At 67.3% G+C, this 23858-nt stretch carries 29 protein-coding genes (1 of these 29 only partly in view); 10 read left to right on the forward strand and 19 right to left on the reverse strand.

Features of this window, described 5'->3' with window-relative positions; all coding sequences use genetic code 11:
• Positions 1 to 609, forward strand: a complete 609-nt coding sequence (locus tag AC3RCC_RS02120; RefSeq protein ID WP_492257448.1) for a TPM domain-containing protein — start codon at positions 1 to 3, stop codon at positions 607 to 609.
• Positions 610 to 732: 123 nt separating this feature from the next.
• Here the strand turns inward: AC3RCC_RS02120 and AC3RCC_RS02125 are convergent, their stop codons facing one another.
• The 11 genes from AC3RCC_RS02125 to acnA form a co-directional block, all read right to left on the reverse strand.
• Entirely contained in the window at positions 733 to 1485 is a 753-nt protein-coding gene (locus AC3RCC_RS02125; protein WP_492257449.1) for a DUF1223 domain-containing protein, read from the reverse strand.
• A 68-nt stretch (positions 1486 to 1553) separates the two neighbouring features.
• Positions 1554 to 2489 carry a lipid A biosynthesis lauroyl acyltransferase gene (locus AC3RCC_RS02130; RefSeq protein ID WP_492258732.1) on the reverse strand — a complete coding sequence of 312 codons (936 nt, stop codon included), beginning with the start codon at positions 2487 to 2489 and terminating at the stop codon, positions 1554 to 1556.
• A 260-nt stretch (positions 2490 to 2749) separates the two neighbouring features.
• Positions 2750 to 3772 carry a zinc-binding dehydrogenase gene (locus AC3RCC_RS02135; RefSeq protein ID WP_492257450.1) on the reverse strand — a complete coding sequence of 341 codons (1023 nt, stop codon included), beginning with the start codon at positions 3770 to 3772 and terminating at the stop codon, positions 2750 to 2752.
• A gap of 13 nt (positions 3773 to 3785) precedes the next feature.
• Entirely contained in the window at positions 3786 to 4070 is a 285-nt protein-coding gene (locus AC3RCC_RS02140) for a type II toxin-antitoxin system RelE/ParE family toxin (RefSeq protein WP_492257451.1), read from the reverse strand.
• Positions 4067 to 4315, reverse strand: coding sequence for a CopG family ribbon-helix-helix protein (locus AC3RCC_RS02145; RefSeq protein WP_291639043.1), 249 nt, complete (start codon positions 4313 to 4315; stop codon positions 4067 to 4069). Before AC3RCC_RS02145 ends, AC3RCC_RS02140 begins: the two co-directional genes overlap by 4 nt.
• Before the next feature lie 98 nt (positions 4316 to 4413).
• The gene (locus AC3RCC_RS02150; protein ID WP_291639044.1) at positions 4414 to 5160 is read right to left on the reverse strand and encodes an SDR family oxidoreductase; all 747 of its coding nucleotides are present in this window, start codon (positions 5158 to 5160) and stop codon (positions 4414 to 4416) included.
• Complete coding sequence (locus tag AC3RCC_RS02155) at positions 5157 to 6440, reverse strand: beta-ketoacyl-ACP synthase (RefSeq protein WP_492257452.1); 1284 nt, start codon at positions 6438 to 6440, stop codon at positions 5157 to 5159. The genes AC3RCC_RS02150 and AC3RCC_RS02155 overlap by 4 nt, the downstream gene beginning before the upstream one ends.
• Positions 6441 to 6451: 11 nt before the next feature.
• Positions 6452 to 7582 (reverse strand): beta-ketoacyl-ACP synthase, encoded by a 1131-nt coding sequence (locus tag AC3RCC_RS02160; RefSeq protein ID WP_291649734.1) that lies wholly within the window; start codon positions 7580 to 7582, stop codon positions 6452 to 6454.
• Between the two features lie 2 nt (positions 7583 to 7584).
• A complete protein-coding gene (locus AC3RCC_RS02165; RefSeq protein ID WP_291649736.1) occupies positions 7585 to 8046 on the reverse strand; it encodes a 3-hydroxyacyl-ACP dehydratase FabZ family protein in 462 nt (153 codons plus the stop codon).
• A gap of 281 nt (positions 8047 to 8327) precedes the next feature.
• Positions 8328 to 8609, reverse strand: coding sequence for an acyl carrier protein (locus AC3RCC_RS02170; RefSeq protein ID WP_066473700.1), 282 nt, complete (start codon positions 8607 to 8609; stop codon positions 8328 to 8330).
• Between the two features lie 257 nt (positions 8610 to 8866).
• A complete protein-coding gene (acnA, locus tag AC3RCC_RS02175; protein ID WP_291649739.1) occupies positions 8867 to 11566 on the reverse strand; it encodes an aconitate hydratase AcnA in 2700 nt (899 codons plus the stop codon).
• Between the two features lie 258 nt (positions 11567 to 11824).
• Between acnA and ccmA the strand changes: the two genes are divergently transcribed.
• Positions 11825 to 12421 carry a heme ABC exporter ATP-binding protein CcmA gene (gene ccmA / locus AC3RCC_RS02180; RefSeq protein WP_291639072.1) on the forward strand — a complete coding sequence of 199 codons (597 nt, stop codon included), beginning with the start codon at positions 11825 to 11827 and terminating at the stop codon, positions 12419 to 12421.
• Complete coding sequence (gene ccmB, locus AC3RCC_RS02185; protein ID WP_291639049.1) at positions 12418 to 13086, forward strand: heme exporter protein CcmB; 669 nt, start codon at positions 12418 to 12420, stop codon at positions 13084 to 13086. Before ccmA ends, ccmB begins: the two co-directional genes overlap by 4 nt.
• A gap of 20 nt (positions 13087 to 13106) precedes the next feature.
• On the opposite strand, the gene AC3RCC_RS02190 is transcribed toward ccmB, so the two are convergent.
• Positions 13107 to 13319 carry a hypothetical protein gene (locus tag AC3RCC_RS02190; RefSeq protein ID WP_492257453.1) on the reverse strand — a complete coding sequence of 71 codons (213 nt, stop codon included), beginning with the start codon at positions 13317 to 13319 and terminating at the stop codon, positions 13107 to 13109.
• Between the two features lie 201 nt (positions 13320 to 13520).
• On the opposite strand from AC3RCC_RS02190, the gene AC3RCC_RS02195 reads away from it, so the two are divergent.
• The 4 genes from AC3RCC_RS02195 (at position 13521) to AC3RCC_RS02210 (ending at position 15412) form a co-directional block, all read left to right on the forward strand.
• The gene (locus AC3RCC_RS02195) at positions 13521 to 13763 is read left to right on the forward strand and encodes a hypothetical protein (protein WP_291639051.1); all 243 of its coding nucleotides are present in this window, start codon (positions 13521 to 13523) and stop codon (positions 13761 to 13763) included.
• A gap of 106 nt (positions 13764 to 13869) precedes the next feature.
• Positions 13870 to 14628: a heme ABC transporter permease gene (locus AC3RCC_RS02200; RefSeq protein WP_291639052.1), complete on the forward strand. Its 759-nt coding sequence runs from the start codon at positions 13870 to 13872 to the stop codon at positions 14626 to 14628.
• Positions 14625 to 14801, forward strand: a complete 177-nt coding sequence (ccmD, locus tag AC3RCC_RS02205) for a heme exporter protein CcmD (RefSeq protein ID WP_291639053.1) — start codon at positions 14625 to 14627, stop codon at positions 14799 to 14801. The genes AC3RCC_RS02200 and ccmD overlap by 4 nt, the downstream gene beginning before the upstream one ends.
• Entirely contained in the window at positions 14798 to 15412 is a 615-nt protein-coding gene (locus AC3RCC_RS02210) for a DsbE family thiol:disulfide interchange protein (RefSeq protein ID WP_492257454.1), read from the forward strand. The genes ccmD and AC3RCC_RS02210 overlap by 4 nt, the downstream gene beginning before the upstream one ends.
• A gap of 144 nt (positions 15413 to 15556) precedes the next feature.
• Here the strand turns inward: AC3RCC_RS02210 and purQ are convergent, their stop codons facing one another.
• The 4 genes from purQ to purC all read right to left on the reverse strand — a co-directional run bounded on the left by purQ (position 15557) and on the right by purC (position 17960).
• Positions 15557 to 16252, reverse strand: a complete 696-nt coding sequence (gene purQ, locus AC3RCC_RS02215; protein WP_492257455.1) for a phosphoribosylformylglycinamidine synthase subunit PurQ — start codon at positions 16250 to 16252, stop codon at positions 15557 to 15559.
• Between the two features lie 4 nt (positions 16253 to 16256).
• Positions 16257 to 16499, reverse strand: a complete 243-nt coding sequence (purS, locus tag AC3RCC_RS02220; RefSeq protein ID WP_291639056.1) for a phosphoribosylformylglycinamidine synthase subunit PurS — start codon at positions 16497 to 16499, stop codon at positions 16257 to 16259.
• 82 nt (positions 16500 to 16581) lie between these two features.
• Positions 16582 to 17124 carry a hypothetical protein gene (locus AC3RCC_RS02225; RefSeq protein ID WP_492257456.1) on the reverse strand — a complete coding sequence of 181 codons (543 nt, stop codon included), beginning with the start codon at positions 17122 to 17124 and terminating at the stop codon, positions 16582 to 16584.
• A 41-nt stretch (positions 17125 to 17165) separates the two neighbouring features.
• On the reverse strand, positions 17166 to 17960 hold the full coding sequence (gene purC / locus AC3RCC_RS02230) for a phosphoribosylaminoimidazolesuccinocarboxamide synthase (protein ID WP_291639058.1): 795 nt from the start codon (positions 17958 to 17960) through the stop codon (positions 17166 to 17168).
• 340 nt (positions 17961 to 18300) lie between these two features.
• Between purC and AC3RCC_RS02235 the strand changes: the two genes are divergently transcribed.
• On the forward strand, positions 18301 to 18624 hold the full coding sequence (locus AC3RCC_RS02235) for a DUF1476 domain-containing protein (RefSeq protein ID WP_291639059.1): 324 nt from the start codon (positions 18301 to 18303) through the stop codon (positions 18622 to 18624).
• A 176-nt stretch (positions 18625 to 18800) separates the two neighbouring features.
• Entirely contained in the window at positions 18801 to 19586 is a 786-nt protein-coding gene (locus AC3RCC_RS02240; RefSeq protein WP_452119700.1) for an HpcH/HpaI aldolase family protein, read from the forward strand.
• Positions 19587 to 19789: 203 nt separating this feature from the next.
• Here the strand turns inward: AC3RCC_RS02240 and AC3RCC_RS02245 are convergent, their stop codons facing one another.
• Positions 19790 to 20431 (reverse strand): DNA-3-methyladenine glycosylase family protein, encoded by a 642-nt coding sequence (locus AC3RCC_RS02245; RefSeq protein ID WP_492257457.1) that lies wholly within the window; start codon positions 20429 to 20431, stop codon positions 19790 to 19792.
• 89 nt (positions 20432 to 20520) lie between these two features.
• On the opposite strand from AC3RCC_RS02245, the gene gluQRS reads away from it, so the two are divergent.
• Positions 20521 to 21402 (forward strand): tRNA glutamyl-Q(34) synthetase GluQRS, encoded by an 882-nt coding sequence (gene gluQRS, locus AC3RCC_RS02250; protein WP_492257458.1) that lies wholly within the window; start codon positions 20521 to 20523, stop codon positions 21400 to 21402.
• A 35-nt stretch (positions 21403 to 21437) separates the two neighbouring features.
• On the opposite strand, the gene AC3RCC_RS02255 is transcribed toward gluQRS, so the two are convergent.
• Together AC3RCC_RS02255 and AC3RCC_RS02260 are read right to left on the reverse strand one after the other, a co-directional pair.
• Positions 21438 to 22355, reverse strand: a complete 918-nt coding sequence (locus tag AC3RCC_RS02255) for an AEC family transporter (protein WP_492257459.1) — start codon at positions 22353 to 22355, stop codon at positions 21438 to 21440.
• A 23-nt stretch (positions 22356 to 22378) separates the two neighbouring features.
• On the reverse strand, positions 22379 to 23858 hold the 3' portion of the coding sequence (locus tag AC3RCC_RS02260; protein ID WP_291639064.1) for a M23 family metallopeptidase. It continues 551 nt past the right edge of the window; 1480 of the gene's 2031 nt are visible here — the last part of the coding sequence; the start codon falls outside the window, past its right edge — the gene reads right to left on this strand; it ends in the stop codon at positions 22379 to 22381.

The raw sequence follows: 23858 nt of genomic DNA on the forward strand, positions 1-23858 counted from the left end.
ATGCTGAATTCTGGGGATCGCGATGCCATCGCCGAGGCGGTGCGCGAGGCCGAGCGCCGCACCTCCGGCGAGATCGTGGTGGTGATCGACCGTGCCGCCGGCAGCTATCTCGCCGTGCCGGTGGTGCTGGCGCTGACTGCCGCCCTGTTCGTGCCCTGGCCCTTGCTGGCGCTGACGATGACGAGCGCGCCGCGGATCTTCCTGCTGCAGCTGATCGCGGCGGCGCTGCTGCTCGCCGTCCTGCTCTGGTATGGCCGCGGCGGGCGCTTCGTGCCCGGTTTCGTCAAGCGGCGGCATGCACATGAGACGGCGCTACGCGAGTTCACGGCGCGCGGGCTGACGCTGACGCGCGGCCGGACCGGCGTGCTGCTCTATGTCGCCGTACAGGAGCGCTATGCCGAGATCGTCGCGGATGCGGGAATCGACGGCAAGGTCGATGAAGCCAGCTGGAAGGGCATCATCGAGCCGCTGCTCAGCGCGGCGCGTGAAGACAGGCTGCGGGAGGGGCTGGAGGTGGCGGTCGGCGCGATCGGAGAGGTGCTGGCCGCGCATGCGCCGCCTGTCGCCGACGATGTCGACGAATTGCCCAATAAGGTGGTGATTCTCTAGATCGCCGCGCCCGTCCGGACGCGGTCAGGGTGATCAATCTTTTTGTTATCGCACCGGAGTTTTCTGAAAAGAGGATTCCACTTTTCGGCCCGATGCTATGGACGGCGTCGGTAGGCCGTTCGCTCAGCGCGCCGCGCCCAGGATCGTGCCGGCGAGAACCGGGCCACCGCGCTGGTGCTGGTCAGTCTGCACCAGAACGACATAGCCGTCGGCATTGGGCTGTTGCGTGACCGCAAGCGGCGCCGTCAGCGACACGGCTGCACCCGACCAATCTCCGACGCGGGTGACGGCGCGCACGACATTGGCATAGGTCACGGTCTTGCCGGAATTCTCGCCGCGCTCGATCGGCACCAGGGTCTTGCGGCTGAACGAGACGACCCAGACGCCGGCAGGTTTCTCACCCGTTACGATCTCGCTCGCCGAAAGCGCGATATTCAAGGCGCCATCCGCCTCCTTGACCGCGATCTTGACGGGCAGGCTGGTCGGGGCCTGCTCGCGGACCATCGTCTCGATGCCGGGCCTGTCGGAGCCGACGATATGGCTGGTGCCGTTGACCACGGCCTGGGGCGTGTAGACTTGGCCGTCGCCGCGCGCCTTGGCATAGAGCTTCTGCCGTTTGGTGAAGGCCGGCTGGCCGAGCGTGTCCTTCCAGCCGAGATAATCCCAATAGGTCACCGGGAAGGTCAATGTGATCAGGCTCGGATCCTTGGCCAATTCGACGAAGAGCGCATCGGCCGCCGGACAGGACGAACAGCCCTGGCTGGTGAAGAGCTCGACGACCGCTCGCGGCTGCACCGGCGCCTGTTGCGCATGGGCCGGCATCCCGGCCGAGAGCAGGGTGACGAGTGCGGTGAGGAGACGGTAGCGAACGGACATCGGGATCAACTCGAGGCCAGATACAAGCAGGCCGCTACCAAAAGCGCCAGTACCCGCTCACTTGGAAATCACTTTGCCTTGAAAACCGGGGTGATCGGCGCCCTTTCCCCAAAATGTCGCAGGGCCTCGGCGCCGATCATGTTCGGGCGCCAGCGCCGGTGCATCCAGAGCCACTGCTCGGGATGCTCGCGGACCCAGCCGTCGACCACGGCGGTCATCATCGCCATGGCGCCGGTGACGTCGATCTCGCCATTGGCGTCGCGCGGCAGGTCGAGCGGCGGCGTCAGCTCGATGCGGAAGCGATGGTTCGGCAGGCGGATGACGCGCACCCCATGCACCGGACATTCGAAGCGCCGGGCGAACTTGCCGAGGATCGGGTTGGTCAGCGCCGGCCGTCCCAGGAAGGGAACCAGGACGCCGCGGGTGAAATGCTGGTCGATCAGCATGCCGAGATGGCCGCCCTTCTCGAGCACGCCCTGCATGGCGAAGGCGGCGCCCTGCTTGGCGGCGGCGAGCCCGCCCATGGCGCCGGAGCGGATCTCATGGACGACGGCGGCGATCGCCGGATCGTTCGGGGCGCGGAAGACGGCGGTGGTGTCGAGATCGTAGGTGGCGGCGCAGATCGCCGGCAATTCCCAGTTGCCGAGATGGGAGGAGAAGATCAGCCCCGGCTTGTCGTCGTCCTTCAGCGCGATGAAGTGCTCGATGCCGACGACCTCGACCCGGCCATTCGGGTCGGGGTTGGCGTAGTCATAGTCGAACAATGTCTTGAGATGGGCGTATTCGGCGACGGTGCGGCCGAGATTCTCCCAGCCGCCGCGGACGAGGCGCCTGGCCTCGGCATCGGCGATGCCCGGGAAGGCGGCGCGGACATTGGCGTAGGCGACGCGGTTGACCGGGATCAGCGGGCTCGCGCTGCGCAGGAGCCAGCCTCCGAAATTGGAGGCGCGCTCCGGCCCGAGCGCGCGCAGAAAGGCGAAGAACGCGCGCACCAGCCCGATCATCAAGCCTGCGCCGATACGCGTCGCGAACTGCTTCAACCGCTTCAAGCTAGGATCCCGGCCGGTCAGGCGCGGGTCGGGCCCGCCGCCGGATCACGCTGCGTTCGGCAGGAAGCGCCCGAATGCGGGTACGTGATCGATTTCCAATATCCGGCGTCCTGCTTTACGCGACGATCGCTCGCCGCCGTTCATGCAAGACACCGGGGCGCGACTTGCGGGATCGCAGCCGGCGCGTCAAGCCATCGCCGCAGATCGGCCGGGCTTCAGAGCGTGACGATGACCTTGCCGAAGACCTTGCGGCCCTCGATCCGGGCGAGGCCCTTCTCGAACTCGGCGAGCGGGAAGACCGAATCGATCACCGGCTTCATCCCGGCCGCCATCTTGTCGAGCGACTGGCTGATGTTCTCGATCCGGCAGCCGAAGGAGCCGAAGATCCGGTATTGCTGCTGGAAGAGCTGCATCAGGTTCATCGTCGTCGAAGGCCCGGAAGTGGCGCCGCAGGTGACGAGCCGGCCGCCGCGCTTCAGGCAGAGCAGCGAGCCGTTCCAGGTGTCGGCTCCGACATGCTCGAAGACGACGTCGACGCCCTTGCGCTTGGTGAGCTGGCGAACCTCGCCCTCGAAGCGCTCGGTCTTGTAGTTGACGACGAAATCGGCGCCGAGCGCCTTGGCCTTCTCGCCCTTCTCGTCGTCGCCGACCGTGGTGTAGACGGTGCAGCCGATTGCCTTGGCCATCATGATCGCGGCCGTGCCGATGCCGGAGCCGCCGGCATGGACGAGGATCGACTCGCCGGGCTCGAGCTTGGCATTGTCGAACAGCATGTGCTGGACGGTGCCGAAGCCGATCGGCGCGCAGGCCGCCTCCTCGAAGCTGACGCCCTTCGGCGCCTTGATCACTAGGCGTTCGGGCCGGTTGATCAACTCGCGGGCGAAGCCGTCGATATGGAAGCCCATGATTCCGGCGACGTTCTCGCAGAGATTGTCACGGCCCTCGCGGCAGGCCTTGCAATGGCCGCAGGTCTCGGCGCCGTACAAGGTCACGGTGTCGCCGACGGCGAATTTCGTCACGCCCTCGCCGATGCAGACGATCTCGCCGGCCGCCTCGACGCCGGCCGCCTGCGGCATCTTGCGTTTGGCGAAGGCCATGCCGCGAAAACCCCAGAGATCGAGATAGTTCAGGCCGACGGCGCGAACCCGGATCTGGACCTCGCCGGCGGCGGGCGGCGGCGGCGGATCGATCTGTTCGAGACGGAGGTCGCGATCGCCATGGAGCTGGAGGGAGAGCATGGGGCTTCGTCTTTCAGAACTGGTTCGGCCATTGCCGGGAGGTGTGGATGACGGCGAGGATTTCGATGGCGTCGTGGCGCACGCGGTACGGAAGGATATAGGGCGTGCCGGAGATCACGAGTTCCCGGGTGCCGTCGATGCGACCTGGCCGGCCGCTTGCGGGATGGTTCAGGAGCTGCTGCGGTGCCGCGCGGATGGTTCGGACCATAACGAGCGCCGCATGTGGATTGAACTGCGCCAGATTGCGTGCCGCGTCACGCAGATTGTGCTGAGCGCGCGGTGTCCAGGCGATCTTCATGGATGATCGATCTTGCCCTGAATTTCGGCCTCGATCGCATCAAGATCTGCCTCGCTGACGAATTCGCCGCGATCAGCTTCCGCCAGCCCGGCCTTGATCTGATCGATCTGCCAGGCATTGAGCTCGACATAGTTTTCGATCGCCTTGGCGGCGAGCCAGTTCCGCGAGCGGTCGGTGTCTGCCGCCAGCGCGTCGAGCTTGGCGAGGGTTTCGTCGTCCAGGCGGATGGTGAAAGCAGCCGTCATGATGGTTCACTCCGGTTCAGGGTGAACATAGGTGCTCTCCAGCGCAGCGCCAAGCGCTGCGCGTTTACCATGTTTCACGTGAAGCGTTCGTGCAGGACTTAGCGATGGACGCCCATCTGCGCCATCAGCCCGCCATCGATCGGCAGGACGGTGCCGGTGATGTAGGCGGCCGGCGGGCTCATCAGGAAGGCCGCGAGACCGGCGACCTCGTCCGGCCTGGCGAAGCGGCCGGCCGGGATCTGGGCTTCCATCTTCTCGCGATAGGCGGCGTAAGGCGCCATCATGTCGGTGTCGACGAAGCCGGGCGCGATCACGTTGACGGTGACGCCACGCTTGCCGGTCTCGACCGCCAGGGTGTTGGCATAGGAGATCAGCGCGCCCTTGGAGGCGGCATAGGCGGCATTGCCGGGATTGCCGCGCAGGGCCGCGACCGAGCCGATCGCGACGATACGTCCGGCCCTGGCCCGGATCATGCCGCGCACCAGGCTCTTGGCGAGGCGGGTGAAGGCCCAGAAATTGACCTGCATCGCCGCCTCGGCCTTGTCCTGCACCATCATTGCGGCGAGGGAATCATAGGGCTGGCCGGCATTGTGGACGAAGCCGAAATAGGCTTCGTCCTCGGCCTTCTCGCAGAAGGCGTCGAGCGCCGGCTTGTCCGAGAGATCGAGTGGCAAAGCGCGGATGGTGCGGCCGGGCTGTGCCTGCGCGATTTCGGCGGCGAGCGCCTGCGCCTGTTCGCCCGAGGAGCGATAGGTGAAATCGACGTCGTGGCCTGCGCTCGCCAGCGCGCGCACGATCGCGGCGCCGACACCTTTGGCGCCGCCGGTGACCAGGATCCGCGTCATGATGCTTTCGGCTCCGCGGTCAGGACGAGGCAGGTGTTCTGGCCGCCGAAGCCGAACGAGTTCGACAGCACGGTGCGGACCTTGGCGTCGCGGGCCTGGTTGGGCACGACGTCGAGCGCGATCGCGGCATCGGGCTGCTGGTAGTTGATGGTCGGCGGGATGCGGCCATTGGCGATGGTCAGGAGCGAGATCACCGCCTCGACAGCGCCGGCCGCGGTCAGCGTATGGCCGAGCATCGACTTGTTCGAGGAGATCGGCAGGCTGGCCATGCGCTCGCCGAAGACGGCGGAGCAGCTCATCGCCTCCATCTTGTCGTTCTCCGGCGTCGATGTGCCGTGGGCGTTGATGCAGTCGACGTCCTCAGGCGTCAGGCCGGCATCGGCGAGCGCGTCCTGCATGGCGAGGATCGCTGGCCTGCCGTCGGGGCTCGAACGGGTGCGGTGGAAGCCGTCGCCGCGCTCGCCGCAGCCGGCGACGATGCCCAGAATGGTCGCGCCGCGGGCCAGAGCGTGGTCGTAATCCTCGAGCACCAGCGCGCCCGAGCCCTCGCCCATGACGAAGCCGTCGCGGTTCTTCGAGAACGGCTTGGAGGCCGCTTCCGGCGGGTCGTTCTGCGTCGAGAGCGCCGAGAGCAACGAGAAGCGGATCAGTGCCTCGGCATGGACCGAGCCGTCGGTGCCGATGCACAGGGCCGCCTGCGTCTCGCCGCGGCGGATCGCCTCGACGCCCATCTGGATCGCGGTGGCGCCCGACGAGCAGGCGGTCGAGAGCGAGATCGGCGAGCCTTTGGTGCCGAATTTCTCGGCGATGTGCTCGGCGACGCCGCCGAACAGGAAGAGCTCGTGCATCGCCTTGTATTTATGGGTCGCGGCGGCGCGCAGCAGGGCGTCGTAATCGGCCTCGCCCTCGATCGCCTGCGCCATTTCCTGCTTCTGCGGCCATTCCATCTCGACCGGCGGCACCGCCATGAAAAGCTCGCCCGGGAAATCGCCGGGCGTGCCGAGGCCGCTCTGGGTCACGGCCTCCTCGGCGGCGAGCGTCGCCAGCTTCTCGGAGAGCTCCGGCGCGGCGAAGGGCCGGTCGAACAGGAAATCGACGGTCGCGGCGATGGTGGTACGCAGTCCCTCGGTCGGGAAGCGCTCGATGCGATGGATGCCCGAGCGGCCGGCGGTCAGCGCCTGCCAGTTGGCGTCCTTGCCCTGACCGAGCGAGGTGATGATGCCGATCCCGGTGACGGCGACGATCGGGCGGCCCTGGCTGTCGCGATGGCTAGCGCTCATGTCCTGGCTCCTCACGCCTTGACCAGTCGGGCGGCGCCTTCGCCACGCCAATGGGCGGCTCCGGTGACGATCGCTTCTTGTGCTGCGTCGGTCGAGAGCGCGGCGGCGGCGAGCGCCACCGAGACCGGGAAGGCGGCCTCGACGGCGTGGCCGACGAGGTCTCCGGTGGCGATGCGCTTCGCCTTCGGCGCTGCGGCAGCGATGGCGGCGGCCTCCTCGGCGGTGATCCCGGCGCAGCCTGTCGCGGCCGAAATGGCGAGCGCGCCGGGCGCGGCCGGCCCGAAGCCGCCGAGCAACTGGTCGAGCCCCTTGGCGACCGAGCCGGGCTGGCGCCGGCTGCGATGCGCGCCGACATGGCTCAGCCTTGCATGGGCATGGGCGCCGCGCGCCTTGGCGTGCTCGGCCGATTCCAGCACCAGAAAGGCGGCGGCGCTGCCGGTGATCAGGCCGGGCGCGTCCTCGCGGGCGAAGACCGGCGCGAAGCTGCCCGTGCGCAGGAAGCCACCGAGCTCGAAGAGCAGCAGCATGTCGCGCCGTTCGGCATTATAGGCACCACCGACCAGCATCACCTCGGATTGGCCGGCCGCGATCCTCGCATGAGCAGTGCGGATCGCATCGACGCCGGCCTGCTCCTCGCCCATGAAGGTGCGCGAAGCGCCGGTGACGCCGTGGACGATCGCGATATTGCCGGCGAGCAGATTGGAGAGCTGGGCGAGGAACAGTGTCGGCCGGAGATCGCCCATCAGGCGCTCGTTCAGGAAGGGGCCGGGCTGGTTGGCGCCGCGCAATCCGGTGAGGATCGCGCTGTCGACGGCGTGGTCGCGCTCGCCGCCGCCAGCGGCGACGATGACCTGCAGCTTGCTCTTGGTCTCGGCATCCTCCTTCAGCCCGGCGGAGTCGAGGGCGAGGCCGGCGGTGTAGACGCCGAGGCGCTGCCAGGGCTCCATCTGGCGCTGGTCGGACTTCTTCGGGATCTGGCGGTCGAGCTCGAGCGGCTTCAGCGGATGGACAGGATAGGGCGCGAAGCTGGTCTCGTCGACGATCGGGGCCATGCCCGCGGCGAGGGCCCGGGCATGCGTATCGATGCCTTCGCCGAGGCTGGAGGCGAGGCCGATGCCGGTGATGAGGACGTCATGTGCCATGGTCAGGCCGCTTCCGGGTTGAGGCCGATGGCGGCGATGCGCGCCTCCATCAAAGCGCGCATGTCGGCGGGGAAGGGCATCAGGCGGAAGCGCAATTCGGCATCGCAGATCGGCTTGCCGTCGATCGTGATCTTCGCCTTGGTCGCGGCATAGCCCGAGCCCTCATGGACGAGCTCGGCGCTGACATCGAGCACCGCATCGGGCTCGACGAAGGTACGGAAGCGCGCCTTGTCGACCATCATCAGGAAGGGCATCTGCGACAGCCCGTTGAGGGCGAGCAGGAGATAGCCCGAGGCCTGGGCCATGGTCTCGGTCAGGAGCACGCCGGGAACCAGCGGGTGGCCGGGAAAATGGCCCTCGAAGACCGGGCTTTTCGAGGGGACGGTCGAACGGGTCACGATGCGCTTTTCCGCCGGAACGAAGCTCGCGACCTGATCGATCATGTCGAAATATTCGAGGCGCATGCAATTCCAACCGGTTGGAGGCGGGCGCCTCGGGAGAAGCGCGCGCGGCGCTCATCCGGTGGCAGGCCTGTCTCTCATTAAGGAGCTGGAGCAGGATGCGAAAAGCCGGGCTGCGCCTTTTCGCATTCTGCACCAGGCGCCGCGTTGGAGAGTTCATCCTCCTTGCCGCGGCGCTTCAGCGTCCTGCTGTATCGGTTGCGCCGGCCGCGCTCAAGGCCGCCGGGCGGATCGGCCGCTCCGGCAGGACATCTATCGGACCGATCAATGTGGTGTTCGGCCGGTCAGGCGGCCTTGGCGGCGACGAGGTCGTCGATGCGCTTGCAGAGATTCTCGAGCACGAAATACTGCTCGGCCGGCGCCTTGCCCTCGTTGACCTCCTGGGTCCACTGCTCGAGCGGCAGCTTGATGCCGAAAGCCTTGTCGATCGCGAAGGCGATGTCGAGGAAGGCGAGCGAGTCGATGCCGAGATCATCGATGGCGTGGCTCTGGGGCGTGATCTTCTCGCGCGGAATGTCGCAAGTTTCCGAAATGATGCCGGCGACCGTCTCGAACGTGGCGGACATGCGGGTGCTCCCGTCGTTTTCAATGATGAAGGCGGATGGCATCCGAGCGCGGAAAGCTCCCGCGCCTGCCCCAAGCCCCCCGCCGAGGAATGGCTGTGATCGCCCCCTTACACCTCGGTGCAGAATTGGACAACCGTGAGGCGCTGCAAGAACAGAACGCCCGGTCTGCAAACCGGGCGTTCCGAGGGGCGGGCAAGTCGCCGCCAAGTCTTTGCCGAGAAGTCTTCGCCGAGACCTTGCGGTCCCGGCGTTTCGGCTCAGGCGGCGATGCCGCGCAGCACGTAGTGCAGGATGCCGGCGTTCTTGAAGTAGTCGAGCTCGTCCAGCGTATCGATGCGGCAGAGGATCGGCACTTTCTTGACCTTGCCGTCGGCCGAGGTGATCTCCGCCTCGAGCATCTGGCGCGGCTTGACGGTGGCGAGACCCTTGATGGTCACGGTCTCGTCGCCCTTGAGGTCGAGCGAGGCCCAGCTCGTGCCCTCGGCCAGGGTGAACGGAACCACGCCCATGCCGACCAGGTTCGAGCGGTGGATGCGCTCGAAGCTCTGGGCGATCACGGCCTTGACGCCGAGCAGGTTGGTGCCCTTGGCCGCCCAGTCACGCGAGGAGCCGTTGCCGTATTCGACGCCGGCGAAGATCACCAGCGGCACCTTCTCGGCCGCATAGCGCATCGCCGCGTCGTAGATCGGCAGCTCTTCCTTGCTGGGATAGTGGATGGTGTAGCCGCCTTCGCGCCCGTTCGGCCCCATCATGTGGTTGCGGATGCGGATATTGGCGAAGGTGCCGCGCATCATCACCTCATGGTTGCCACGCCGGGTGCCGTACTGGTTGAAGTCGGCGACGGCGACGCCGTTGTCGATCAGGTACTTGCCCGCCGGCGAGGCGGCCTTGATCGAGCCGGCCGGGGAGATGTGGTCGGTGGTGATCTTGTCGCCGAACAGGCCGAGGATGCGCGCACCCTGGATGTCGGTGACCGCCGCCGGCTTGCGGCTCATGCCCTGGAAATAGGGCGGGTTCTGCACATAGGTCGACTTGTCGTCCCAGGCATAGGTCTGGCTCTTGGGCGCATCCACCGCCTGCCAATGCGCGTCGCCCTTGAAGACGTCGGCATATTTGGCCTCGAACATCGCGCGGGTGACGTTCTGCTGGATGAAGCTCTGGATCTCCTTGTTGGAGGGCCAGATGTCCTTGAGATAGACCGGCTGGCCGTCCTTGCCGGTGCCGAGCGGCTCCTTGGTCAGATCCATCTGCACCGAGCCGGCGAGGGCATAGGCGACGACCAGCGGCGGCGAGGCGAGATAGTTTGCCTGCACGTCGGGGGAGACGCGGCCTTCGAAGTTGCGGTTGCCGGAGATCACGGCGCCGGCGATCAGGCCCTGCTCGTTGATCGCCTTGGAGATCGGCGCCGGCAGCGGGCCGGAGTTGCCGATGCAGGTGGTGCAGCCGAAGCCGACCAAGTTGAAGCCGAGCGCGTCGAGATCGGTCTGCAGGCCGGACTTCGCGAGATATTCGGCGACGACCTGCGAGCCGGGCGCCAGCGAGGTCTTGACCCAGGGCTTCACCGAAAGCCCCTTCTCGACCGCCTTGCGGGCGAGAAGGCCCGCGGCCATCAGCACCGACGGGTTGGAGGTGTTGGTGCAGGAGGTGATGGCGGCGATGACGACGTCGCCATGGCCGAGATCGAAGGACTTGCCCTCGACCGGGACGCGGCGGGCGATCTCGGCGGCCTTCTTGTACTCGGTCTCCATGGCGGCGGCGAAGCCGGCCTTGACGGCGGAGAGGTCGACGCGGCCCTCGGGGCGCTTCGGACCGGCCATCGAGGGCTGCACCGTCGAGAGATCGAGCTCGAGCGTGTCGGTGAAGATCGGGTCGGCGGTCTCAGGGGTCGCGAACAGGCCCTGCGCCTTGCTGTAGGCCTCGACCAGGGCGATCCGGTCCGACTTGCGGCCGGTCGTGGTGAGATAGTCGATGGTTTCGCTATCGACCGGGAAGAAGCCGCAGGTCGCGCCGTATTCCGGACCCATATTGGCGATGGTGGCGCGGTCGGCCAGCGTCAGATTGTAGAGGCCGGGGCCGAAGAACTCGACGAATTTGCCGACGACGCCCTTCTTGCGCAGCATCTGGGTGACGGTGAGCACGAGGTCTGTCGCGGTGATGCCCTCGCGCAGCGAGCCGGTCAGCTTGAAGCCGATGACCTCGGGCAGGAGCATGGACTGCGGCTGGCCGAGCATGGCGGCTTCCGCCTCGATGCCGCCGACGCCCCAGCCGAGAACGGCGAGGCCGTTGACCATGGTGGTGTGCGAATCGGTGCCGACCACGGTGTCGGGATAGGCGACCTCGACCTCGACGCCGTCGATCGTCTCGGTGCGGGTCCAGACGGTCTGGGCGAGGTATTCGAGGTTGACCTGGTGGCAGATGCCGGTGCCGGGCGGGACGACGCGGAAATTGTCGAAGGCGCCCTGGCCCCATTTCAGGAACTTGTAGCGCTCCTCGTTGCGCTCGTATTCGAGCTCGACGTTCTGCGCGAGCGCCTTGGGCGTGCCGAACTCGTCGACGATCACCGAATGGTCGATGACGAGGTCGACCGGGACGAGCGGGTTGATCTTGGCCGGGTCGCCGCCGAGCGCCACGACGCCGTCGCGCATCGCGGCGAGATCGACGACGGCGGGAACGCCGGTGAAGTCCTGCATCAGCACGCGGGCGGGGCGGAAGCCGATCTCCTTGCCGGCCTTGCCCTTGTCATCGGCCCAGGCGACGAAGGCCTCGATATCGGCCTTGGTGACGGAGCGGCCGTCCTCGAAGCGCAGCAGGTTCTCGAGCAGCACCTTCATCGAGAAGGGCAGGCGGGAGATGCCGGTCAGGCCGTTCGCCTCCGCGTCGGGCAGCGAATAATAGGTGTAGGTCTTGCCGCCCGCAGTGAGCGTACGACGACATTTAAAGGAATCGAGCGAGGCCATATCGGCTTACATCCTGATCAAGGGGTTGCGGTCGCGAGCCGGAGACCCTTGCGGAATCAGCCGGTCGAAGGCCTATTGCGCATGACGCGCGCGCCGCCCCGGGAGTGCCCGAGCCCCGCGCCGGATCGGCGTGCGGCGTAGCCACGGGTTCTATAGATCAATTCCAAGAAGGCCGCTACAGGGTCGATGCGCGCTCCGCGAGGGCCGGCATGTTCGAGGAAAAGCGCGGGTTTCGTGACGCAGATTTCGCATCAGACCCTGACATTGAGCGCCGAAGGCCTCGTCTGCCGGCGCGGCGGGCGGCTGATCTTCGAGGGAGTCGGCTTCCGGCTCGGCAATGGCGAGGCGCTGGCGCTGACCGGGCGCAACGGCGCCGGCAAGTCGAGCCTCATCGCCATGCTCTGCGGCCGCCTGCGCCCGGAGGCGGGTACGATCCGGCTCGAAGGGCTGGACGAGACACCGCTGACCGAGGCGGCCCATCTCGTCGGCCATCGCGACGGGCTTAAGAGCGCGCTGACGGCGAAGGAGAATCTGCGTTTCGCCCAGGATCTGCTCGGCGGCGCGGCCGCGACGCCGGAACAGGCGCTGGAAGCGGTCGGTCTGCCACATGTCGGCGCGCTGCCGGTCGGCTATCTCTCGGCCGGGCAGAGGCGGCGTGTGGCACTGGCCCGGCTTCTCGTCGCAGCGCGGCCGCTCTGGCTGCTCGACGAGCCGGCGGCGGCGCTCGACGTCAATGCGCAGGCGATGCTGATCGGCCTGATGCAGGCGCATCTTGCGGCGGGCGGGGCGATCCTGGCGGCGACGCATGGGCCGCTCGGCATCGATGCCGCGCGCGAACTCAGGATCGGGCCGTGAGGCGGGCTTTCTTCGCCGTGCTCAGGCGCGACCTTGCTCTGGCAGCCCGGGCTGGCGGCGGCGGCGAGCTCGCATTGGTCTTCTTCCTGACCATGGTCGTGCTGGTGCCCTTCGCACTCGGGCCGGATCTCAACCTGCTCTCGCGCATCGGCCCGGCCATTCTCTGGCTGGGGGCACTGCTCTCCACCCTGATCGGCCTCGACCGGCTGTTCCAGGCGGATGAGGAGGACGGCTCGCTCGAACTGATGCGGGCCTCGCCGCTGCCGCTCGAGCTTAGCGTGTTCGCCAAGGGACTGGCGCATTGGCTGACCACCGGGCTGCCGCTGGCTCTGGCCGCGCCGCTGCTCGGCCTGCTCGTCGCCTTGCCGGCCGAGGCGATCCTGCCGCTGGTCGCGAGCCTCATAGTCGGAACGCCGGCGCTGAGCTTCATCGGCGCCTCGGCCGCTGCTTTGACCGCGAGCCTGCGCCGCGGCGGGCTGATCCTGCCGGTGATCGTCGCGCCGCTGACGGTACCGGTGCTGATCTTCGGCGTCTCGGCGGTGGATGCCGCGCGCGGCGGCCCGCTGCCGGCCGGCACGCCGCTGCTGATCCTCGGAGCGATCACGCTTTCTGCGATCGTGGTCGGCAGCATCGCCGCCGCGGCTGCGCTGCGGCAGTCGGAGTAGCCCTGCAAAGGGCTCGGCGGTCAGGCTTCGTCGAGCTCGAGCGCGCAACCGCTCTGGGCGGCGAGCTGCATGACGACCGCGGCGATATCCTCCAGCGCGACATTCTCGCCATTGAAGCGCAGCTGCACTTCCTCGGCGACGGCGAAGACGTCGAGCACTCGGGATTCACCAGCCCGCAGGCGAACGGTCGCCTCGACATCGCGCTGCATAGGCGCGGAAAGCTTCATGAACATGGGAACGCCCTCCTGCCGGCAAGGCTAGGCCACTTTGGCGAGAGGTGCAATAAAAATGAAATATTTCAAATGGTTAGTAGGTTGTGCTGACGCTGCCTTGCCAGTATGAGCCACCGCTGCTGCCGATTGCCCTTCTGGTTGTGAATGTGCATTCTGCGCCTATATCGTCAGTTACTCATTTGTAGCGTCGCGGGGGGCGCCATGTCGGATCTCGAACGCGGCGAGCGGCTGCAGATCATGCTCAGCGCCGAGGAACTGCGTGCCGTCGAGAACTGGCGCTTCGAGAAGCGCATGCCGAGCCGAGCGGCCGCGGTGCGCGAATTGCTGCGCCGCGGCCTGCTCGCCGAGGGCTTTACCGTCGCGGGCGAAGGCGTGCGTTCCGGCAGTTTCGGCGTGGTCGACAAAAGCGGTGCCAACGATTCACTGGACAAGGACGAGGCCTAGCCGCCGGCCCTAACGTCGCAGGCTGCTAGGCCGGATTGTGAGCCGGGCCGGCGATTGCTACATGCTCTCTGGTCGAAAGAAGAGCATCGTCCTCTAGCGCGAGCCCATGGCAAGCCTGATCGAACTGGCCAATCCGGCGCGTTTCATGCGCCTTTCGAATGTGCTGCTGCCCTGGGTCGCCGGCATCGCGGTGCTGTTGCTGCTCGTCGGCTTCTATCTCGCCTGGTTCGTCGCTCCGGCCGATTACCAGCAGGGCGAGACCATCCGCATCATGTATCTGCATGTGCCGGCCGCCTGGCTGGCGATGATGTTCTATTCGATGATGGCGTGCTCGGCGCTCGGCGTGCTGATCTGGCGCCATCCGCTCGCCGATGTCGCGCAGCAGGCCGCGGCGCCGATCGGGGCCGCCTTCGCGCTGATCTGCCTGCTCACCGGCTCGTTCTGGGGCAAGCCGATGTGGGGGACCTACTGGGTCTGGGATGCGCGGCTGACCTCCATGCTGGTGCTGTTCCTGCTCTATCTCGGCGTCATCGCGCTTCGGCGCGCCATTGACGAGCCCTCGCGTGCCGGACGCGCGGTCGCGATCCTGACGCTGGTCGGCAGCGTCAACATCCCGATCATCAAGTTTTCGGTCGACTGGTGGAGCACCCTGCACCAGCCGGCCTCGGTGCTGCGGCTGAGTGGGCCGACCATCCATACTTCGATGCTCTGGCCGCTGCTGATCCTGGCCGTCGGCTTCACGCTCGCGGCGCTGTGGCTGCACGCGGTGGCGATGCAGGCGGAATTGCTGCGCCGGCGGGTGCGGACCCTGAAGATCCTTGAGGCGGAGCGCCTCGACCGGTTGTCCCTGCAGGCGGCGGAATGATGCTCGAACTAGGCCCTCATGGCGGTTTCATCCTCGCCGCCTATCTGGCCTCGGGCCTGATCCTGTGCGGCCTCGCCGCCCTGATCCTGCTCGACCGCCGGGCCCAGCGCCGCGCGCTGGCGCTGCTGGAGCAGCAGGGCATCGGCCGCCGCTCCGAACGGAAGACGTCATGAGCGAGACCTCCACTAGCGAGACCTCCGCTGCAACGCCGGCCAGGCGCTCGCCCTGGCTCTTCGCCATACCGCTCATCCTGTTCGGGGCGCTGGCGCTGGTCTTCCTGGCGGGCCTGTTCTCCGGCGATGCCAGCAAGGTGCCCTCGGCGCTGATCGGCAAGCCGGCGCCGGCCGTAACGCTGACCGAGCTGGAAGGGCTGCAGCGCGACGGCAAGCCGGTGCCGGCCTTCGGCATGGCCGACCTCGCCAAGGGCAAGGCGACGATCGTCAACGTCTTCGCCAGCTGGTGCGCGCCCTGCCGGGTCGAGCATCCCTTCCTGGTCGCGATGGGCGAGTCGCCAGCGGTCAAGCAGGGCAAGGTCGTGCTGGTCGGCATGAACTACAAGGACGAGGCCGAGAATGCCCGACGCTTCCTCGGCGCGCTCGGGAATCCCTACTCGGCCGTCGGGGTCGACCGGCCGGGCCGCGCCGCGATCGAATGGGGCGTCTATGGCGTTCCCGAGACCTTCCTGATCGGCCCGGATGGGCGCATCGTCGACAAGCATGTCGGGGCGCTGACCGGCGAAAGCGCCGCCAGGATGCTGGCGAAGGCTGCCACGCTGGTGAAGTGAGGGCGCCGGCGCTGTGGTCGGGCGGGACTGCTGAAGCTCGCCCTGAAACGAAGAAAGCCGCGACGGGCGCAGCTTTCTCGAAACACCGGTCTCCACGGGGCGCGGCTCCGTATCCTCGCTCCCCCTGGATTATGATGCGAGGCGTCAGGCCGCCTTCCGGCCGTTGACCAGGCTCTCGAACATGCCGCGGCCGTCGGTGCCGCCGACGAGTCCGTCGATCAGGTTCTCCGGATGCGGCATCAGGCCGAGCACATTGCGCTTCGGCGAATAGATGCCGGCGATGTGGTTGAGCGAGCCGTTCGGATCGGCCTCGGCCGTGATCTGGCCCTCGGCATCGCAATAGCGGAAGGCGACGAGGCCCTCGCCTTCGAGCCGGGCAAGCGTCTCGGCATCGCAGATATAGTTGCCTTCGCCATGGGCGATGCAGACATCGATCACCTGCCCCTTGGCATAGGAGGAGGTGAAGGCGGTGTCGTTGCGCTCGACGCGCAGATGCTGGCGCTTGCAGACGAATTTCAGATTGGCGTTGCGTGCAAGAACGCCCGGCAGCAGCCCGGACTCGCAGGCGATCTGGAAGCCGTTGCAGATGCCGAGCACGAGGCCGCCGCGCGCTGCATGGGCCCGCGTCGCGTCCATGATGTGGGCGCGACCGGCAATCGCGCCGCAGCGCAGATAGTCGCCATAGGAAAAGCCGCCCGGCAGCACGACGAGGTCGGTCCCGGCCGGCAGCTCGTGGTCGCCATGCCAGACATGCGCGACGCTGGCGCCGGCCTGCTTCAGAGCCTTGGCGACGTCGCCATCGCGGTTGGAGCCCGGAAAGGTGATGACGGCGGCTTTCATCGGCTCAGACTCCGATCTCGACGCGGTAGTTCTCGATCACCGTATTGGCGAGCAGCTTCTCGCAGGCGGCCTTGAGGGTCTCCTCGGCCACGGCCTTGTCGGTGTCGGCGAGCTCGATGTCGAAGACCTTGCCCTGGCGCACCGAGCCGACGCCGGCGATGCCGAGGGATTTGAGCGCACCCTCGATGGCCTTGCCCTGCGGATCGAGCACGCCGGTCTTGAGGGTGACGGTGACGCGGGCTTTCATCTTGATCTCCGGTCGGAAGTTTGGCGGTGGCTTAGCGGTGAATCGGCGCCGGCTCAACTCTTTGCTGGTCCAGGACGTCGCTTCAACGGCTTTCCCAGGTGGCGCGGGCATAGTCGCGGGCGGCCTGCGAATCATTGGTGACGGCCATGGCGAGCGATAGCACCTTGTCCTTGCGGGCATAGAGGATCGCGGTCGAGGCGAGGCGGTGGCCCTCCCTGGCGCGGATCTCGACCTGGATGCCGCTGGTGCCGTCGAGCTTGAAGCGCGAGACGGTGGTGGTGCTCGCCGGCCTGGCCGGTTTCTTGTCCTTGCCGCGCGTTGCCGAGGCGGTGAAGGCCCGCGCCAGCCTTGCCGGGTCCGATGCCAGCGCGCGCTCGATCTCGACGGCGCGGCGCCCTTCGAAGCTCAGCAAGGCGGCGACGCCGGGGCGGATGCAATCCTCCGGCGGGCAATAGACGATCGCCTTCGGGGTGATGCCATCATTGACGACCCAGCTCTGGATCGGCAGCGGCTCCCAGCCGCGGCCGGCGGCGAGCTGGACGAGGCCCGGGCCGAAATGGTCGGCGCAGCCGGCGAGCAGCACGACCGCCAGGGCCAGGGCGCCGAAACGCAAACGGGAGCGCAAGCGCCCCCGTTTCGATGTCGGTTCGACAGCGATCCCGGCGCTCACTGCACCAGGCGCGGCCCGGCCGGGCCGGTTTTCTCGTTCTCGCCCATGATGCCGAGGCGGCGGGCCACCTCGGTATAGGCCTCGATCAGCCCGCCCATGTCGCGGCGGAAGCGGTCCTTGTCCATCTTGTCCTTCGACTTGATGTCCCAGAGCCGGCAGGAATCCGGGCTGATCTCGTCGGCGACGACGATGCGCATCATGTCGCCTTCCCAGAGGCGGCCGCACTCCATCTTGAAGTCGACGAGGCGGATGCCGGCGCCGAGGAACAGGCCGGAGAGGAAATCATTGACGCGGATGGCGAGCGCCATGATGTCGTCGATCTCCTGCGGCGTCGCCCAGCCGAAGGCGGTGATGTGCTCTTCCGAGACCATCGGGTCGTTCAGCGCGTCGTTCTTGTAATAGAACTCGATGATCGAGCGCGGCAGCTGGGTGCCTTCCTCGAGGCCGAGCTTGGTCGACAGCGAGCCGGCAGCGACGTTGCGGACCACGACCTCGAGCGGAATGATCTCGACCTCGCGAATCAGCTGCTCGCGCATGTTCAGCCGGCGGATGAAATGCGTGGGGACGCCGATATCGTTGAGGTTCGTGAAGATGTACTCGGAAATCCGGTTGTTCAGGACGCCCTTGCCGTCGATCACTTCATGCTTCTTGGCGTTGAAGGCGGTCGCGTCATCCTTGAAATGCTGGATGAGCGTTCCGGGCTCCGGTCCTTCGTACAGGACCTTCGCCTTGCCTTCGTAAATGCGACGGCGGCGGTTCATCGGGATATACCGTGGCTTGAGGAAATCCAATGGGTCGGCCTCTCTCTGGTCGCGGTTTCCCGCGGCGGGATCTTGGCCCTGTTCAGCACGCTGTCGCGCAATCCCGTGGCTCTTTCGAGTTCGATCCTAACGCGCCGGTCCGGCTGGTTCTCGCGCGCTCGCTTCCTGAGGAGTCTGCCGCGCTTCGCGCTATATGGGCCTTTCGCGTCGCAAACGCAACAAAGCGCGCCGGGCGTCTCGAAATCTGTGCCGCCGGCCCGCGGCGCGCTCGCCCCTAGCCGCATCGGCTGGCGCATTCTATATGGCGAGGAAGGCCGATATCGGCCGATCTGCCGCAAACCCCGCGATTCCGGAGAGGACCAGAACCGTCATGGCGACATTCGACCAGCGCAAGGATGCTTTCGAGAACAAGTTCGCGCATGACGAGGAACTGCGCTTCAAGGCGATGGCCCGCCGCAACAAGCTGCTCGGCCTCTGGGCCGCCGACAAGCTCGGCAAGAGCGGCGCCGACGCCGAGGCCTATGCCAAATCGGTCGTTCTGGCCGATTTCGAGGAGGCCGGCGACGAGGACGTGGTGCGCAAGGTCAAGGCCGATTTCGCGGCCGGCAATGTCGCGGCCGGCGACAGCGAGATCCGTCAGGTCATGCAGGATCTGCTGATCCGGGCGGCCGAAGAGATCCAGGCCGGGCGCTGAAGCGCCTCGCCACGGCGCCGCGCCGGGCAGGCGCGGCTGCCGGTGGGGAAAGGCGCGCGATTCGCAAGGCGTCCCCGAGCCGGGCGCATGCCGGATGGTTTGCCTTTGGCCCGCGATTGGGTCCAGTTTCAGCGTGCCGCCGACGAAGAGCGGCCGCAACCGGATGAAGCTGCCCGATGACCGCCACCAAGCCGACCGTGCTCTCCTCGCTCGCAGACCGCCTCGCCAAGGGTGAGACGCTGCTTTCCGCCTGGTGCGGCCTGCCGGACCCGAGCATCGCCGCGATCCTGGCGCAGGAAGATTTCGATGCGGTCACGCTCGACATGCAGCACGGCCCGATCACGCTCGGCGAGGTCATCCGGGCGATCCCGCTGATCAATGCCGCCGGCAAGCCCGCTCTCGCCCGCATCGCGGTCGGCGAGTTCCAGAACGTCTCGAAGCTGTTCGATTCCGGCGCGTCCGGCGTGATCGCGCCGATGATCAACACGATCGAGGATGCCCGTCGTCTCGCGGCCTATGCCAAGTATCCGCCGCTCGGCGAGCGCAGCTGGGGCAGCTATGGCGGCCTCGGCGCCTCCGGCCTCGACCAGAACGGCTATCTCAGGCAGGCTAATGATTTCTCGCTGACCTTCGCGATGATCGAGACGCGCGAGGCGATGGCGATCGTCGACGATATTCTCGCCATCGACGGCATCGACGCGCTCTTCGTCGGCCCGTCGGATCTGTCGATCGCGCTGTCGGGCGGCACCTCGGTCAACGCCTCGGCCAAGGAGGTCGACGACGCGCTGCGCCATATCGTGGCGCGGGCGAATGCGGTGAAGAAGCCGGTCGCCTTCTATGCGGCGAGCGCCGAACGCGCCAAGCAGGGCGTCGAGCTCGGTGCAAGGCTGGTAACGGTGATGAGCGATACCGGCCTGCTGCGTGCCGCCAGCCAGGCGGCTCTCAAGGTGATCAAGGGCTGAAGGCCCGACCACTCCCGCGCCTCGAGCAAGCGCGGGAGTGGTCCCGGTTTCTGCTCATCGCTTTCTCATCACGCGAGTCGGCGGCCACTTCACTCGAAAACGCGCCTATCGCATCGGACCGAAAAGTGGACTCCACTTTTCGGTCCGATGCGATAACACTGAGATAGATCACCGTGGCCGCGTCCGAACGGACGCGCGGTGATCTAGGCGTTGACGCCTTCGCGCGCCTTGAGCGCGGCGTAATAGGCCCAGAGCAAGCGGGCCGCGACGCCGCGCCAGGGCCGCCACGCCTCTGCCAGAGCGAGGAGCTCGGTCGGTTTCGGCCGGGCGGCCAGCCCGAAAGCGAGCTTCGCCGCTTCCTGCACGGCGAGGTCGCCGGCGGCGAAGCCGTCACGGTGGCCGAGGCAGAACAGCAGATAAACATCCGCCGTCCACGGCCCGATGCCCGAGATGGCGGTCATGTGCGCATGCACGAATTCCGGTGTCGCCGTTTCCAGTCCGGCGAGGTCGAGGCTGCCTTCGGCGATCGCGGCGGCGACGGCGCGCAAGGTCTTCTGCTTCGGCCGTGACAGGCCCGACAACCGCATCTCCTCATCGCTCGCGACCAGGATCCGCTCCGGCGTCAGTGGGTCGAACACGCCTTCCAGCCTTGCCCAGACGGCGCGGGCGCTGGCGACCGAAAGCTGCTGCGAGACGATGATCGAGGCGAGGCTGGAAAAGCCGCTGTCGCGCCGGCGCAGCGGCGGGATGCCGGTGCGCGCAATGATCGGCTCCCAGGCCGGGTCGAGGGCCGCGAGGGCGGCCATGCCCTCTTCGAGATCGGCGTCGCAGGTGATTCTCGGCATGGCGGGCAATCTAGGGTGCAGGCTGGCGCCGATCCTGTCAGGAGGGTGCGGGCTTGGCGTCGGTCGGGTCCGACCATAGACAGGAGGCGATGGCGAAGTCCCCACCCGTTTTCCGTTTCGCACCGAGCCCGAACGGGCGGCTGCATCTCGGCCACGCGCTCTCGGCGCTGACCAATGCCCGCCTGGCCGCCGCTTTCGGCGGGCGGCTGCTGCTGCGGATCGAGGATATCGACCTCGCGCGCTGCCGGCCGGAATTCGAGCAGGGCATCCATGACGATCTCGCCTGGCTCGGCCTGCATTTCGACGGCGCGGTTCGGCGCCAGTCGGAGCATTTTGACGACTACCGCAGCGCGCTGGCACAGCTGCAGGCGATGGGGCTGATCTATCCCTGCTTCTGCTCGCGGCAGGAGGTGAAGCAGGCGGTCGCCCGGCGCGAAGCCGAAACCGGCGAGCCCTGGCCGCGCGATCCCGATGGCGCGCCGCTCTATCCCGGATGCTGCCGCAACCTGTCCGGAGCGGAGCAGCGTGAGCGGATCGCGGCCGGCGAGCCGCATGTGCTGCGCCTGGCCATGGATCGCGCGCTCGCATGCACGGGCGCGAATCTTTCCTACTCCGTCTTCGATGCCGAAGGAGCGGTGCGGCGGATCGCCGTGGATCCGGCGCGCTGGGGCGATGTCGTGCTCGCCCGCAAGGACGTACCGACGAGCTATCACCTTGCCGTCGTCGTCGACGATGCGCTGCAGGGCGTCAGCCATGTCGTGCGCGGCCGCGATCTCGAGGCGGCGACCGCTATCCATCTCGTGCTGCAGCGCCTGCTCGGCTTGGCCGTGCCGCTCTATCACTTCCACCGGCTTCTGGCCGATGAGACCGGTCAGAAGCTGGCCAAGAGCCGGCAGTCGCCGGGGCTCGCCGATCTGCGGGCCCGAGGGGTGACGCCGGCCGCGATCCGCCGGCAGCTCGGTTTCACGTGAATCGCCGACCGGCCGAGATCATTCGAGCGTTCGCCTCAGGCCGCGCCGAGCCAGCTCAGCCAGAAGATCGTGGTGAAGAGCGAGAGCGCGGTCGAGAGCGCGATGGCGCTCGAGGCATCGGCCATGCCCTGGCGATAGCGCTCGGCGAAGAGATAGGCGTTGACCCCGCAGGGGCAGGCGGCGAACAGCACCGCGACTCCGGCCCAGACCGGCGGCATCGCAAAGACTTTCGTCGCCAGTATCAGCACGATCAGTGGATGCACGACCAGCTTGAGCCCGCTCAGGACCACCGGCAGGCCGATGCCCGAGGCCAGGCCATAGCGATGAAGCGCGATGCCGAGGCTGATCAGCGCGCAGGGAACCGCCGTCGCGGCAATCAGATCGATGATCGTCCAGAGTGGTGCCGGCACATGCGCGACGACCGGGCGCACTGCGGCGCCGAGCAGGATGCCGAGGATCAGCGGGTGCATGAACAGGCGCCGGAGCATGAGGCCGAACGAGGCGGCGCGTCCCTCGGCCAGCACGGTGGCGACGGTCATGGTCACCGGCAGATGGATGACGAGCAGCAATCCGAGCGGCACTGCGCCGGCCTCGCCATAGGCTTTCAGGATCATCGGGATGCCGACGAAGACCGTGTTCGACTGGGCGGCGGCGAAGCCGGAGACGACGAGTTCGGGGCCTTTGCGCCCGAAGACGCGGCTCGCCACCAGCTGGGCGATGAGCCAGACGACGGCAAGCCCGGTGAAATAGGAGATCCAGTAGCCCCAGGGCTGCGCGGCGGGGATCGCCGCGGTCGCCAGCGTCTTGAACAGCAGGCAGGGCACGGCGAGGACGAAGACGAAATCCGAGAGCCCCTCGCCGGTGCTCTCGCGCAGGATCCGAGTCCAGCGCGCGCCATAGCCGAGCGCGATCAGGCCGAATACGGGCAGGACTGTCAGCAGCGCGGCGAGCATCGGCGTCAGGCCCCGGAGCCGGCTCAGCGCGCCTGTGCGGTCTGGCCTCCGGCCCGCACGATCAGCCCCAGGACTTCGTCGCGCTGGCGCTTGAATTCGGCGAGCGCGCGGCCGTCGAGCTCGCGCCCGCGTGGCACCTTGATCTTCATCGGGTTGACGAAATTGCCGTTGACCATGACCTCGTAGTGCAGATGCGGGCCGGTCGAGAGGCCGGTATTGCCGAGGAAGCCGATCACCTGGCCCTGGCGGACCTTGACACCGGGCGCGATGCCCTTGGCGAAGGCCGATTGGTGCGAATAGCTGGTGACGTAGCCATTGGCGTGCTGGATCTCGATGCGCCGGCCATAGCCGGAATCCCATTCGGCCTTGATCACCGTGCCGTTGCCCGCCGCCAGGATCGGCGTGCCGATCTTGTTGGCCCAGTCGACGCCGGTATGCATCTTCGAATAGCGCATGATCGGGTGGTAGCGCATGCCGAAGCCCGAGCGCATTTCGGCATCGCTGATCGGCTTGCGCAACAGGAACTTCTTCAGCGAGCGTCCGTCCGGATCGAAGAAGTCGATCAGCCCGTCCTCGGGAGCCTGGTAGCGGAAGACCTGCCGGGTTTCGCCGCCGATGGTGAGCGAGGCCGAGAGAATTTCGGCGCGCTCGCCCTCGTCCTCGTCGGTGAAGATCACCTCGAGGCTGTCGCCGCCGCGGACGCGCTGCTGGAAATCGAGATCATAGGAGAAGATGCGGACGAGTTCGTCGATCAGGGCGCGCGGCAGGTCATGGCGCAGCCCGGTCTCGTACAGGCTCTCATAGAGCCGGGCGCCGGTGCCGCCGCTGTCCTCCTCTTCCTCCTCCTCCTCGTCATTGCCGGTCTGGGCCTTCTGCTGCGGGCCGAGCGTCTCGGCCTTGGGCAGCGCGACGGGGGTGAAGACGCCCTTGTCGTTGATCGCGACCATCGCGGCCGGGCGGCCATTGTCGAGCAGGGCGATGCGGACGATCTGGCGCGCGTCGCCCGGCCGCGGCCCGGGTGCGAACAGGGCCTGCAGGACCTGGCCCTCCGGCAGCGCGGCGATCTTCACCTTGCCGCCGAAGGCGTTGATCATCGAGATGATCTGGTCGCGATTGGCGCCGGCATTGCGGACCACGGTCTCGAAATTCTCGCCGCGGCGGGTGATCAGCAGCTTCTCCTCGACCAGCGGCTCGCGTGTCGCGGCGATCGGCGCCTTCAGCGCATTGGTGACGTTTTCCGGGACGACGCGGACCTCGATCCCGGAGAAGGAGGTGTCGGTGGCCGGCGCATAGCCGAGCAGATCGGCGCTCGCAGCGGCGGCGCCCTGGCCGAGGGTCCGGCTGAGCATCAGCTGCGGCGGGATCGGCAGGGCGGCGCGACGGTCGCTGGCGGCGAGGTTGGCGCGCTCCTCCTCCATCTGTGCGATCACCTCGGCGTCGCTCAGATTGGCCTTGCTCGCCTGGATGGTCAGCTCGGCGAGATCGCGCTTGGTGATCGAGACA

The sequence above is a fragment of the Allobosea sp. GW823-FHT01F03 genome (assembly GCF_058798075.1).